This window comes from Rhizobium sp. P2_G9 (assembly GCF_056403475.1).
Window position 1 is genome coordinate 98,469 of record NZ_JBFUFK010000027.1, and the last position, 12,564, is coordinate 111,032.

Annotated in this window: 10 protein-coding genes; 6 read left to right on the forward strand and 4 right to left on the reverse strand. The window is 61.4% G+C overall.

All coding sequences use genetic code 11. The annotated features are described in order from the left end of the window. Window positions 1–4: 4 nt before the first annotated feature. On the reverse strand, window positions 5–970 hold the full coding sequence (locus AC1DYF_RS22105) for an alpha/beta hydrolase (protein ID WP_477878918.1): 966 nt from the start codon (window positions 968–970) through the stop codon (window positions 5–7). 171 nt (window positions 971–1,141) lie between these two features. Here AC1DYF_RS22105 and AC1DYF_RS22110 point away from each other — a divergent pair, with 171 nt between their 5' ends. From AC1DYF_RS22110 to AC1DYF_RS22125, 4 genes are all read left to right on the forward strand, one after another. Next, window positions 1,142–2,179 carry a sugar ABC transporter substrate-binding protein gene (locus tag AC1DYF_RS22110; protein ID WP_477878919.1) on the forward strand — a complete coding sequence of 346 codons (1,038 nt, stop codon included), beginning with the start codon at window positions 1,142–1,144 and terminating at the stop codon, window positions 2,177–2,179. A gap of 154 nt (window positions 2,180–2,333) precedes the next feature. Beyond that, the gene (locus tag AC1DYF_RS22115) at window positions 2,334–3,353 is read left to right on the forward strand and encodes an ABC transporter permease (protein ID WP_477878920.1); all 1,020 of its coding nucleotides are present in this window, start codon (window positions 2,334–2,336) and stop codon (window positions 3,351–3,353) included. Continuing rightward, window positions 3,350–4,306, forward strand: coding sequence for an ABC transporter permease (locus AC1DYF_RS22120; RefSeq protein WP_477878921.1), 957 nt, complete (start codon window positions 3,350–3,352; stop codon window positions 4,304–4,306). Before AC1DYF_RS22115 ends, AC1DYF_RS22120 begins: the two co-directional genes overlap by 4 nt. 1 nt (window position 4,307) lies before the next feature. Next, window positions 4,308–5,825: a sugar ABC transporter ATP-binding protein gene (locus AC1DYF_RS22125; protein WP_477878922.1), complete on the forward strand. Its 1,518-nt coding sequence runs from the start codon at window positions 4,308–4,310 to the stop codon at window positions 5,823–5,825. A 38-nt stretch (window positions 5,826–5,863) separates the two neighbouring features. Here AC1DYF_RS22125 and AC1DYF_RS22130 read toward each other — a convergent pair whose 3' ends face one another. After that, window positions 5,864–6,883, reverse strand: a complete 1,020-nt coding sequence (locus tag AC1DYF_RS22130; RefSeq protein ID WP_477878923.1) for a 1-aminocyclopropane-1-carboxylate deaminase — start codon at window positions 6,881–6,883, stop codon at window positions 5,864–5,866. Window positions 6,884–7,026: 143 nt separating this feature from the next. Between AC1DYF_RS22130 and AC1DYF_RS22135 the strand changes: the two genes are divergently transcribed. After that, complete coding sequence (locus AC1DYF_RS22135) at window positions 7,027–7,503, forward strand: Lrp/AsnC family transcriptional regulator (protein ID WP_477878924.1); 477 nt, start codon at window positions 7,027–7,029, stop codon at window positions 7,501–7,503. Between the two features lie 34 nt (window positions 7,504–7,537). Here AC1DYF_RS22135 and AC1DYF_RS22140 read toward each other — a convergent pair whose 3' ends face one another. Beyond that, entirely contained in the window at window positions 7,538–9,523 is a 1,986-nt protein-coding gene (locus AC1DYF_RS22140; RefSeq protein ID WP_477878925.1) for an oxidoreductase, read from the reverse strand. 155 nt (window positions 9,524–9,678) lie between these two features. Next, on the reverse strand, window positions 9,679–10,308 hold the full coding sequence (locus tag AC1DYF_RS22145) for a TetR/AcrR family transcriptional regulator (protein ID WP_477878926.1): 630 nt from the start codon (window positions 10,306–10,308) through the stop codon (window positions 9,679–9,681). Window positions 10,309–10,450: 142 nt separating this feature from the next. Between AC1DYF_RS22145 and AC1DYF_RS22150 the strand changes: the two genes are divergently transcribed. Then, on the forward strand, window positions 10,451–12,487 hold the full coding sequence (locus AC1DYF_RS22150; RefSeq protein ID WP_477878927.1) for an oxidoreductase: 2,037 nt from the start codon (window positions 10,451–10,453) through the stop codon (window positions 12,485–12,487). The last annotated feature ends 77 nt before the right edge of the window (window positions 12,488–12,564 follow it).

Here is a 12,564-nt window from a genome sequence, read left to right on the forward strand (position 1 = left end):
CGTTCTATTGGCGCCAAAGTTGGTTACACCATTCGGCGACACGACCGATCAATTGGCGCGCGGCCGGCGTGAACCGATCCATCATCATGAAGCCGTGCACGGTCCCCCGCCGCTCGGCATAGGTAACGTCATTGCCTGCGCCGATCAGCCTCTGCGCATAGGCACGCCCCTCGTCGCGCAACGGATCATGATCGGCCGTGACGAGCAGTGTCGGCGGCAGGTGCGCCAGATCCTGCATCAGCAGCGGAGAAAGTTCAGGGTCGGTCGCAGCCACGCCGCCCGACATATAGTGCCGGGCGAACCAGTCAAGTGTCTCCCGGCTAAGGGAATAACCGGCGGCGAATTTCTCGCGGCTTTCGGTGGCATGGGCAAGGTCGGTGGCGGGATAGATGAGCACTTGGCCAAACAACGGTCGGCACAGATTGCGGGCGCGGACCGAAAGCGTTGCCGCGATACTGGCGCCGGCGCTGTCGCCCATGACGATGAATTGGCTGCAATCCCATCCGTTTTCGGCAGCATGCTTATCCAACCAGTCGAGCGCCGCTTGCGCGTCCTCGAGCGAAGCGGGAAACGGAGCCTCCGGTGCCTTGCGATATTCGACCGAGAGAATATTGGCGCCGGTCGCAAGCGTCATCGCACGCAGCATGCCGTCATGCGTTTCCAGGCTGCCGACGACCCAACCTCCGCCGTGAAAATAAAGAATTGTGTTTTTCGCGCGCAATGTACGATAGAGCCGCAGGGAGATGCGAGCGCCACCGCTTGGAATATGGAAGGTCTCGATTGTATCGAGATCGTCTTTCCGGCCCCATTGGCTGCCGATGCGGATTTCCGACGAGGCGCGGGCCTCTTCCGGCGTCTGCTGCTCGACAGGCGTCGCGTTGAGCGCGTCGGCAGCCTCGAGCATGCGCCGCAACTCCGGCAAAAGTCGTGATCGGTCGACCTTCGATGATCGTGCCGGCTTGTCGTGCATGCGCTCCTCCCGAAGGGTCCTGATCTGCCGACTTCAGGACGCTTGTCCTGTTAGATGCGACAGTCGCCAAAATGTCAATAATTAAATATTGCACGCGATATTCGTTCGTGTTACCGATTGTTCCAGCGCGGATCGCGGGAGGAATGCGAGGGCGCTCGAAGGAGGAAAACCATGACATTCAACCTATCGCGCGGCCTCGCCGCAGCCCTGCTCGCTTGCTCGGTCGCATCCGCGCCACTCACCGCCGCTTTCGCATCCAGCAACAAGATCGCGCTCGTCCCCGGTGGCCCGCATCCCTATTTCGCGCCCTGGGAACAGGCCGCAAAGGATGCTCAGAAGGATTTCGGCATCGCCTCAGTGGAATATAAGGTGCCGGCCGAATGGAAGCTCGAGCGCCAGACCGAACTGCTCGAAAGCCTGGCAGCGCAGGGCGACAACGGCTTCGGCATCTTCCCGGGTGACGCCGTTGGCATCAACTCGACCGTCGCCGAATTCAAGAGCAACAATATCCCGTCCGTGGCGCTCGGCGGCTGCGCGACCGACCCGACTGATATGGGCTTCTGCATGGCGACAGACGTGTCCGCCTCTGCCTATATGGGCACCAAGGCGCTGATCCAGGCCATGGGCGGCAAAGGCGCTATCGTTCACATGGCCGGCCTGCTGATCGACCCCAACACGCAGCTCCGCGTCAAGGCGGTCGAGAAGGCGGTTGCCGAAACCAATGGCGCCGTGACGCTACTACAGACCATCGGCGATACCGACGAGCAGGAAAAGGGCGACCAGAAGGTCAATGCGCTGCTGGCATCCTCGAAGGACAAGATCGGCGGCATCATCGCTACCGGCTATGTTTCCTCGGTCGTGACCGCGACGGCGCTCAAGAATCTCGGCGACAAGCGCATCAAGATGATCGGCATCGACGACGACAAGATCGTGCTCGACGGCATCAAGGACGGCTTCGTTTCCGGCACCATGGCGCAGAATCCCTATGGTCAGGCCTATATCGGCGCTTTCGCGCTCGACCAACTGGCTTCGGGCTGCACCTTGAAAGCGGATGCCCCCTGGATCAAGACGCCGCAAACCGCTCATTTCATCGACTCCGGCACGCTGCTGATCTCGACGCAGAACCTGACCAGCTACAAGGATGACCTGAAGGCTTTGACGAAGAAGCTGGCTGGGTCGTTCAAGGATACTTATCTGGCCTGCAAGTGATGGCGTGACATTGGCGGAGGCCGGGTGGCGGCCTCCGCATTCCGATTGCCGCTGAGGCTTTCGGCATGGCGGTGTTCATGCCGCCTTACCCTATGCGTGCATGACGCAGGGCGCCAACGACAATGACTTGCCAAACACTCAAGATCGTCCTCCAATGACATCCATGGATCAAGCCTCATCGCCCAGACGGACGGTGCCAGCCACCGTCACCGAACTCTTCACGCGCGGTTCGAACCAGTTCGGCCTGTTCGTGATCCTGGTGATCCTATGGGTCGTTTTCTCATCTCTGGCGCCGGGTTTTCTGTCGCGCTTCAGCCTGAATTCGCTCGGTCGCTCTGTGGCAATCGACGTTGTCGTCGGCTTTGCCCAGATGGTGGTACTGGCGACTGGCGGGATGAATCTGTCGGTCGGCGCCATCGGCGTCTGCGCCGTGATGATATCAGGCTATCTCTTGCAGATCCTTGGCCTGCCGATCATCGTGACGCTGCCGCTGGTGCTGGTTTTCGGTGGCGTGCTCGGCTGGCTGAACGGCTTTGCCATCACCCGGACCGGTGTCAACAGCTTCGTCGTCACGCTGGCGACGGCAAGCCTGTTCATGGGCGGCATGCTGATCTTCTCGCAAGGCGTGCCGCTCAACGGCCTGCCGCCGGAACTCGGCGCCTTCGCCAAGTCCGGCATCGGACGCCTGCCTTCGCTGGCAGTCGTGGCGCTCGTCATCGGTGCTGCGCTTTACGTCTTCTTTCAGCATACGGTGCTCGGCCGGCAGGTTCTGGCCGTCGGCGCCAATGCCCGGACGGCCCAGATGTCCGGCGTGCCGGTCGACCGCATTATCGTCTTCACCCATACGCTGTCCGGCGTCTTGGCCGCCGCCGCCGCCATCATGCTGACCGCCAAGAATTCGGCCGCCCTTCCTGCCGCGGCCGGTGACGACTGGCTGCTGCCGTCCTTCCTCGCACCGGTTATAGGCGGCACGGCGCTGGCCGGCGGCATGGTCTCCGTGATCGGCACCATACTCGGTGCGCTGCTGGTCTCGACCATCCGCAGCGGGCTTCTGGTGCTGCAGATCGGCAATTTCTGGCTCCAGTTGTTCCTCGGCATCTTCCTCCTGGCAGCGATCCTGATCGAACGCTATCGCTCCATCCTCGCCGCACGCGAACAGACGAGGCGCGCATGACCGGATTTCTTTCCGCCGCTATCCGCCTGCAATGGTCCGGCATCCTCGTCGCTGTCATCCTCGGCGGCATTGCCCTCTCCTTCGCCAATCCGCAGTTCATGACCGAATTCAATTGGTTCGTCATGCTGCGTTCGATCTGCGTATCGCTGCTGGTCGCCTTCAGCCAGATGGTCATGCTCGGCGTCGGCCAGATGAACCTCTCGGTCGGTGCACTGGGCGGTCTCGTCGCCATCACCGTGGGCGGGCTGATGGATGCCTGGCATGTGCCGACCATTCCCGCCGTATTGATCGCACTCGCCGCCGGCGGCGTTGCCGGCCTGATCAACGGATGGCTGACGGTGCGCACCGGCATCAACGGGTTTATTGTGACGCTGGCGACCGGTTCGGCTTTCGCCGGCATCAATACCGGCATCACCAAGGCCGTCCCCTTCTATAACCTGCCAGCGGAATTCGTCGCCTTCGGCAATGGCCGTTTCGGGCTTTTCCCCTTTCTGTTGATCGTGCCGCTGATCGTCACGGTAATCCTCATCGTGTTCTTCGCCCGCACGCGCCAGGGCCGCTTCCTGCTCGCGGTTGGCGGCAATGCCCATGCCGCCCAGCTATCCGGCATTTCCGTCGAGCGTGCGATCATGACGGCGCACCTGATCTCCGGCCTGTCGGCGGCCGCGGCCGGTGTGCTTGCCGTCGCCCAGCTCGGTTCGGCACAACCGACCATCGGCTCCGACTGGCTGGTCATCTCCTTTGCCGCGCCGATCATCGGCGGCGCCAGCCTGGCCGGCGGCTCGATCTCGATCCTCGGCACGGTGATCGCCGTGCTGCTTGTCGGTCTCATCCAGAATGCGATGGTGCTGCTCGCGGTCGATCCCTACTGGGTGACCTTCCTGCTCGGCGCGTTGATCCTCGCCGCCGTCTGGATCAATCGCTACCGTGCCGTCCGCATTGGAGAAGACTGAGATGGTCCTGGTCCTGGAAAACATCAGCAAGTCCTTCCCCGGCGTGCGGGCGCTCAGCGACGCCGCGCTGACGCTCGACAAAGGCGAGATTCACGCGCTGATGGGTGAAAATGGCGCCGGCAAGTCGACGCTGATCAAGGTCATTACCGGCGTCCACAAGCAGGATTCCGGCACGATGCAGCTCGACGGTCAGGAGATTTCGCTGTCCAGCCCACGCGAGGCGATCCGTCTTGGCATCACCGCCGTGCATCAGGAACGCAATCTGATCCCGCGCTTCTCGGTCGCCGAGAATATCGTGCTGGAACAATTGCCGACGAAGAACGGCCTCGTCGATTTCCGCCGCGCCAACGAAGAGGCGCGCCAGCATCTCAGCAAGATCGGCCTCGACATCGATCCTTCGATCGAAGTGCGGCGTCTGTCCGTCGCCCAGATGCAGATGGTCGAGATTGCCAAGGCGCTGAGCCACGAGGCCAAGGTGCTGCTGCTCGACGAGCCGACCGCCTCGCTGACTTCTGGGGAGGCTCAGACGCTGTTCCGGCTGGTGCGCCAGCTCCGCGACCAGGGCACGGCCATCCTCTTCGTCAGCCACAAACTGGAAGAGGTTCTGTCGCTCTGCGACCGCGTCACAGTGTTGCGCGACGGCCAGACGACGCTCAAGGGCGCTGCGATCGCTGGCATGACCCGCCATACGCTGATCGAGGCGATGATCGGCCGCGGCGAGCGCATGGTCGATGCCCGTTCCGGTAAACCCGACATGGGTCAGCCCAAGCTTGAAGTCCGCAATCTTTCCACCGCCGCCGGCCACGCCAATATCGGCTTCAAGCTGCAGAAGGGCGAGATTCTCGGCCTCTATGGCCTGGTCGGAGCCGGACGCACAGAACTTGCCCGGGCGCTGATCGGCAAGGACAAGATCACCGGCGGTGAAATACTGATCGATGGCGGGCCCATCCGCATCCGCTCGGTCGAGGACGCGATCAAGCGCCACCGCATCGGCTATGCCAGCGAAGACCGCAAATATGAAGGCGTCATCCTCTCCCATCCGATCCGGCCGAATATCGCCATCACCGTCTGGAGCCGCATCGCCAAATCGCTCGGCCTGCTAACCGCGCGCGACGAGACCCGGATCGCCTCACCACTCGCCAAGCAGCTTGAAATCCGCACGCCGAGCCTCGAGCAGCTGGTCGGCAATCTCTCGGGCGGCAATCAGCAGAAAGTGTCACTGGCCAAATGGCTGGCCGCCAATGTCGATATCCTGATCATCGACGAGCCAACCGTCGGCATCGACATCAAGGCCAAGGCCTATATCCACGAGCTGATCAATGCGCTCGCCGACAAAGGCATGTCGATCCTGCTGATTTCCAGCGATATGCCGGAAATGGTGGCGCTCGCCGACCGCATCTTGGTGATGCACGAATTCGCCATCCGCAGCGAATATGTGAATGACCGGCGCTATGAAAATGCTAGCCGCGCGATCATGTCGGCGATCCATGCCGGTAGGGAGCCGGTGACAGCGGGTTAGAGAGCGTCACCCGCCGACATGTGAGTCAGCCGCCCCGCTCAGCCATCCTTGTAGTAATAGCTGTAGCCATTGAGCGCCGGGGCGCCGCCGAGATGAGCGTAGAGAACCTTTGAGCCTTCGGGGAAGAAGCCTTTGCGGGTGAGATCGATCATCCCCTGCATGGATTTGCCTTCATAGACCGGGTCGGTGATCATCGCCTCGGTGCGGGCGGCGAGCCGGATGGCCGCATTGGTTTCTTCCGACGGCACGCCATAGGCCGGATAGGCATAATCAGGGTTGATGACGATTTCGCTATCGCGGATCGTCCGGCCGAGGCCGACCAATTCTGCGGTGGAATCGACGATGTTGCGGACTTGGGCGCGCGTCTGCTCGAGCGTACCCGAGGCATCGATGCCGATCACCCGCTCCGCCCGGTCCTGGGCGGCAAAGCCGACGATCATGCCGCCCTGCGTCGAGCCGGTGACGACGCAGACGATGATATAGTCGAAGGTGAAGCCGAGCTCCTTCTCCTGCGCCGCCACCTCTTCGGCGAAGCCGATATAGCCGAGAGCGCCATATTTGTGCACCGAGGCGCCGGCCGGGATCGGATAGGGCTTGCCGCCGGCATCCTTGACCGATTGGATCGCATCTTCCCAGCTCTTGCGGATGCCGATGTCGAAACCGTCATCGACCAGGCGGCTATCGGCGCCCATCAGCCGCGTCATCAGGATATTGCCGACGCGATCATAGACGGCGTCATAGTGCGGCACCCATTTTTCCTGGATGACCACGCATTTCATGCCGATCTTGGCGGCGGTGGCAGCGACCATGCGGGTATGGTTGGATTGCACGCCGCCGATCGAGACCAGCGTATCGGCGCCCGAAGCGATCGCATCGGGCACGATATATTCGAGTTTTCTCAGCTTGTTGCCGCCCATGGCCAGGCCAGAATTGCAGTCGTCGCGCTTGGCATAGATCTGCACCTTGCCGCCAAGCGCTGCCGTCAGCCGCGGCAAATGCTCGATCGGCGTCGGGCCGAAGGTCAGTGGATAGCGTTCGAATTTTTCTAGCAGTGACATCGATATGGCCCCTCCGCGTTTGTTTCGTCGCAAACGATAGGAGAAAATGCATGAAAGGTGCTCTCTAACTTCGTTGCCGCTTTGCTCGAATTTCGATAAAATTCCGGTCGGTTAATGTCTTTCTTCAACTTATTGGCCTGCAAATGAAAGATTCTTCCACACCCGCTTTCGACAGGATCGATCTAAAAATCCTGCGCACCCTGCAATCCGAGGGGCGGCTCACCAATGCCGATCTGGCGGAACGGGTGAATGTCAGCGCAGCTACCTGCTACAGGCGGACGCAACGGCTGTTCGACGAGGGTTATATTACCGGCGTAAGGGCTGAAGTGGCACCTGCGGCAGTCGGTCTCGGCGCGCTGGTCATGGTCGGTGTGGTGCTTGATCGCTCGACGCCGGAGAGTTTTGCGGCCTTTGAAGGCGCTGTCATGGAGATGAAGGAAGTGCTCGACTGCAACCTCGTCGCCGGTGACTTCGACTACCTCCTGAAAATCCGCGTCCGCGACATGGCGGATTTCAACAAATTGCACGGTCAGAAGCTGATCGCGCTGCCGGGCGTCCGGCAGACGCGAACCTTCTTTGTGATGAAAGAGGTCAAGGAGAATGCGCGGCTGCCGTTCTGAATTCCCGCAACCGACGAGAACTTCGTCGGTCGCCCTAAATTTCCAGACCGGCCTTTCGTCCCTCGTAGAAAGCATAAGGCGCCTGTCGCGGTGCCGCGCAATCGCCGATCTGGCGAATGGGCGGGCCCAGTTCGGCCAGTCCCGGCATCAGCCAGTCAGCCGCCATGTTCGTCGTCGCCGTCACCAGGGCGTCGGCTTCGACGAAGGAATGTTCCCCGGTATTGTGATCGACCAGCGTCGCGCCGTTGCCATGCCATTCGGTCACGCTCGCCTCAGTGATCCAGCGAACGCCGAGCTTGCGGATCGCCTGCCGCATCGGCACATCGGCCGCCGTGCGGGTCAGTTCCTTGCCAACGAACGGGTCGGGCGTGACGATGGTGACGTCATGCCCCTCCTCGGCCAGCTTCCACGCGGTGCCGCATCCTCGCCAGCCGCCGCCCTCGTCAAGCAAAAGCACGCGCTTTCCCGGCCTTGCCTGCCGCGACATCACGGCCTCGACAGTGAACACACCACCCTTGTCGATACCGGGCATTGTTTCGACAGCAGGAAGAGCCTTCTGGAACCCTGTTTCCGGGCCATAGGACCCGGTCGCAGCGACAATAGTGTCATACTCGGATGCATCGATTTCATCCGCCTCGATATAGCTATTCAGCCGGACCTCGACGCCGAGCTTCTCCAGTTGGCGTTCGTACCATCCGATGAGATCGAGAATCTGCGCCCGGCGCGGCTGCATGCCGGCCAGAAGGAAGTTGCCGCCCAGACGGCTCGATGCCTCCGCCAGCACCACTTTGTGCCCGCGTTCGGCCGCAGTCCTTGCTGCTTCCAGCCCCGCCGGGCCGCCGCCAATGACCAACACCCGTTTAGGCGCTTCCGCTTTTACGAAGCGGTCGCCGTTCCATTCAAATTCCCGCCCTACTGACGGGTTGATCAGACAGCTGATCCAGTAATCGCGACCACGCCGCCCCCAGCACATCTGATTGCAGGAAATGCAGCCTCGAACATCTTCCGGCCGATCTTCGCCGGCCTTGCGGGCTAGATGCGGGTCGGCGATCTGGCCACGCACGATCGAGACGAGGTCCGACACGCCTTCGCCGAGCAGCGTCTCGGCATTGTCCGGCGTCCTGATATGGCTCTCCGCCATGACGACGGCGTTCTTGACGACTTTCTTCAAGGCGGAAGCGAGGTCCGCGCCGAGCTTTTCAGGAAACACGAAAGTTGGCATCAACGAATAGAAGTCGAGATAGCCGCCGGAGCCGCAGGTCACATAGTCGAACAGGCCCAACTCATCGTGGTAGCCAATGATCTCGGCCTGCTCGTCGCGCGTCAACGCAACCGGCTGGCTTGACTGGTCGCTGACCGCCAGCCCGATGATGAAGTCTGCGCCGCAGACATCGCGGATGCGGGACAGAATTTCCCTCGACATCCGCGTGCGGTTCTCCAGCGATCCGCCCCATTGGTCTTCGCGCCGGTTGCTCCACGGCGTCCAGAACTGGTCGACCATGCCGAGATAGGCCGCCCAGACTTCCACCCCGTCAAAACCCGCTTCCTTGCAGCGGCGGGCGGCTTGCACGAAGCCGTCGATGGTGTCCCAGATTTCGGCTTCGGTCATCATGTGCGAGCCATCGCTGTCATGATAGCTCGGCAGGCCGGACGGCGACCAGTGCGGATGGAAGGAAAGATCGGAATCGCCATGGGCGCCGATATGATAGAGCTGCTGGATCGCCACCGCGCCATTCGACTTGATCGCCTCGGTCACCTTGCGGAAATGCGGGATGACAGCATCGTCGGAATGGCGGAAATTGCCGCGCGTCAGCACGGCGGCGGCATGCACCGGCATCGGCTCGACCACGATCATAGCAGCGCCGCCGATCGCGCGTTCCCGATAATAAGCGGCATGCCGCTCGGTCGGCAGACCTTCCACCGCCATATTGGCGGTATGCGCACCGAAGACGATGCGGTTCCTCAGCGTGTGGGAACGGATCGTCAGGGGTGAAAACAGGCGGGGGAATTTCTTGGACACGCGGACTCTCCATGCGAGCGTCTGAATTCAGTCATCTGCGGACAGGCCTTTCGGCTGAGCGACGATCCCCGGCGCGGTCTTGAGGGAATGCCGTGCCCAGCCAGCCTGTCGCGCCAAGAGTCCCGATGTTGGCTGTCCGCCCATCGCGATTGCCTCTAATCCGGCACATATCCGTGCCGGGCAAAGAAGCGATCAAGTTCCCTCTGCTCGGGTGCGGTGCCGGTGTAGATTTCGACATAGTCGGCGATCCGCTTCATGCGCGTCGCAAGTTCTTCCTTGGCCTGCATCGAGATATAGCCGATCTGGACGAGATAGATTGTCCGGGCGCGCACGTCCGCAGACGTCGACTTATATCCGAACCTCAGGAGCATCCGGTCCAGAGCCGCGATCCGCGCCTGGTCGGCCTGCTGGACCTCGGCCAGGATGTCCGGCGACTGCAGAGCCCAGCTCCGGATCGCGAATTCGAACTGTGCGTCGAACAAGGTCTTGTCCAGCCAGCAGTCCAGCACGTTGAGCATCGCCTCGGCGACCGTTTCCGCATAGGCTTCCGACTGCTTGATCAGCGCGCCGGTGTTCTTCTCGCGCCACCTGGCCACCAGCGCCGCCAGCAATTCCTCCCGATCCCGGAAGAACCAGTAGAACGACGTCCTTGAAAGCTTCAGCTTCTTGGCGAGCGGCTGAATTTTGACGGAGTCGACGCCGGACTCGATCAGCAATTCATAGGCCGCCTCAAGCCATCCTTCAGGCGATCCTCTCCAGCCGCTATCGTTCGAAACCTGCTCCATACTTGGTTTCGTAGCAAACAATGACCCGCCGTTCAATCGAAATGTACAACAGCGTCAGAAAACACGACATCTGTGTTTTCATCATTGACACTCATGTACATTTTGCTAACTTCAGCCCACCTTTCTTAAATCGGAGCGTCAGATGTCCAACGATCCCCTCCTCCAGCCCTATCAATTGAAGCATTTGACCCTCAAAAACCGCATTATCGTCACCTCGCACGAACCTGCCTATCCGGAAGACGGCATGCCGAAGGGCCGCTACCGCGCCTATACCGTCGAGCGCGCCAAGGGCGGTGTCGCGATGACCATGACGGCCGGATCGGCGGCAGTCTCCAAGGACAGCCCGCCGGTGTTCAACAACCTGCTCGCCTATAAGGACGAGATCGTCCCATGGGTTAGGGAAATGACCGACGCCGTGCATGAGCAGGGTGCCGCGATCATGATCCAGCTCACCCATCTCGGACGCCGCACACGCTGGGACAAGGGCGACTGGCTTCCCGTCGTCGCCCCATCTCACCACCGCGAAGCCGCGCACCGCGCCTTCCCGAAGAAGATGGAAGACTGGGATATCGAGCGCATCATCAAGGATTTTGCCGATGCGGCCGAGCGCATGAAGGCGGGCGGCATGGATGGCGTCGAGCTTGAAGCCTATGGCCATCTGATCGACCAGTTCAACTCTCCGCTCACCAACGAGCTCGATGCCCCCTATGGCGGCCCGCTGGAGAACCGCCTGCGCTTCTGCTTCGATGTCTTCAGGGCGATGCGCAAACGGGTCGGCGACGATTTCATCCTCGGTGTCCGCTATACGGCTGACGAGCGCCTGGAAGGCGGCACCGGCAAGACGGAAGGTCTCGAGATTTCCCGCCGCCTCAAGGAAAGCGGCCTCATCGATTACCTTAACGTGATCCGCGGCCACATCGACACCGATCCGGGCCTGACCGACGTCATCCCGATCCAGGGCATGGCGAGCGCACCGCATCTGGACTTTGCCGGCGAAATCCGCGCAGCGACTGCCTTCCCGACCTTCCACGCCGCCAAGATCCAGGACGTCGCTACGGCCCGGCATGCCATCGCATCGGGCAAGGTCGACATGATCGGCATGACCCGCGCCCACATGACTGATCCGCATATCCTGCGGAAAATCATCGAAAAACGCGAGGACGACATCCGCCCCTGCGTCGGCGCGAATTACTGTCTTGATAGAATTTATCAGGGAGGCCTGGCCTTCTGTATCCATAACGCGGCGACCGGCCGCGAAGAGACGATGCCTCAGGTCATCGAAAAGGCGCCTGAGCGCAAGAAGGTGGTCATCGTCGGCACCGGCCCGGCGGGTCTGGAAGCGGCACGGGTCGCGGGTGAACGCGGCCACGACGTCACCGTCTTCGAAGCAGCCGCCAATCCGGGGGGCCAAATCCGCCTCACGGCGCAGAGCCCGCGCCGCAAGGAGATGATCGGCATCATCGACTGGCGCATGGCCCAGTGCGAAAAGGCCGGCGTCAAATTCCACTTCAACACTTGGGCTGAAGCCGCCACGATCGAGGCCGAGAAGCCCGACGTCGTCATCATCGCCACAGGTGGCCTGCCGCACACCGAGGTCCTGACAAAGGGCAACGAACTCGTCATATCTTCCTGGGATATCATTTCCGGTGACGTGAAGCCTGGCACCAATGTACTGATCTTCGACGATGCCGGCGATCATGCCGGCCTCCAGGCCGCCGAAATCCTGGCGAATGCGGGTGCCAAGGTGGAAGTCATGACACCGGACCGGTCCTTCGCACCGGAGGTCATGGCCATGAACCTCGTGCCTTATATGCGCTCGCTACAGAAACTCGATGTGACCTTCACGGTCACGTACCGGCTGGACTCGGTTGAAAAGAACGGCAACCAGCTCGTCGCCCATGTCGGCAGCGATTATGGCGGCATCTCCAAGCAGCAGATCGTCGATCAGGTGGTCATCAACCATGGCACCATTCCGCTCGACGACCTCTATTTTGAACTCAAGCCGCGTTCATCCAATCTCGGCGCCGTCGATTACGATGGGTTGATCAATGGTCAGAAGCAGTCGGTCATTCGCAATTCGGAGGGACAATTCCAGCTCTACAGGATTGGTGACGCCGTTGCCGCCCGCAACACCCACGCAGCCATCTACGACGCGCTGCGGCTGGTGAAAGACATCTGATCCTCGCTCGGACCTCAAGCGAGAAGCCCCGCCAGGGATAGGCGGCGGTCGCTTCTACTGCGATAAACCCCTTGTCC

Coding starts and splice junctions, on each gene's coding strand:
- AC1DYF_RS22105 (WP_477878918.1), bottom strand. CDS start 970: ATGCACGACAAGCCGGCACGATCATCGAAGGTCGACCGATCACGACTT.
- AC1DYF_RS22110 (WP_477878919.1), top strand. CDS start 1,142: ATGACATTCAACCTATCGCGCGGCCTCGCCGCAGCCCTGCTCGCTTGC.
- AC1DYF_RS22115 (WP_477878920.1), top strand. CDS start 2,334: ATGACATCCATGGATCAAGCCTCATCGCCCAGACGGACGGTGCCAGCC.
- AC1DYF_RS22120 (WP_477878921.1), top strand. CDS start 3,350: ATGACCGGATTTCTTTCCGCCGCTATCCGCCTGCAATGGTCCGGCATC.
- AC1DYF_RS22125 (WP_477878922.1), top strand. CDS start 4,308: ATGGTCCTGGTCCTGGAAAACATCAGCAAGTCCTTCCCCGGCGTGCGG.
- AC1DYF_RS22130 (WP_477878923.1), bottom strand. CDS start 6,883: ATGTCACTGCTAGAAAAATTCGAACGCTATCCACTGACCTTCGGCCCG.
- AC1DYF_RS22135 (WP_477878924.1), top strand. CDS start 7,027: ATGAAAGATTCTTCCACACCCGCTTTCGACAGGATCGATCTAAAAATC.
- AC1DYF_RS22145 (WP_477878926.1), bottom strand. CDS start 10,308: ATGGAGCAGGTTTCGAACGATAGCGGCTGGAGAGGATCGCCTGAAGGA.
- AC1DYF_RS22150 (WP_477878927.1), top strand. CDS start 10,451: ATGTCCAACGATCCCCTCCTCCAGCCCTATCAATTGAAGCATTTGACC.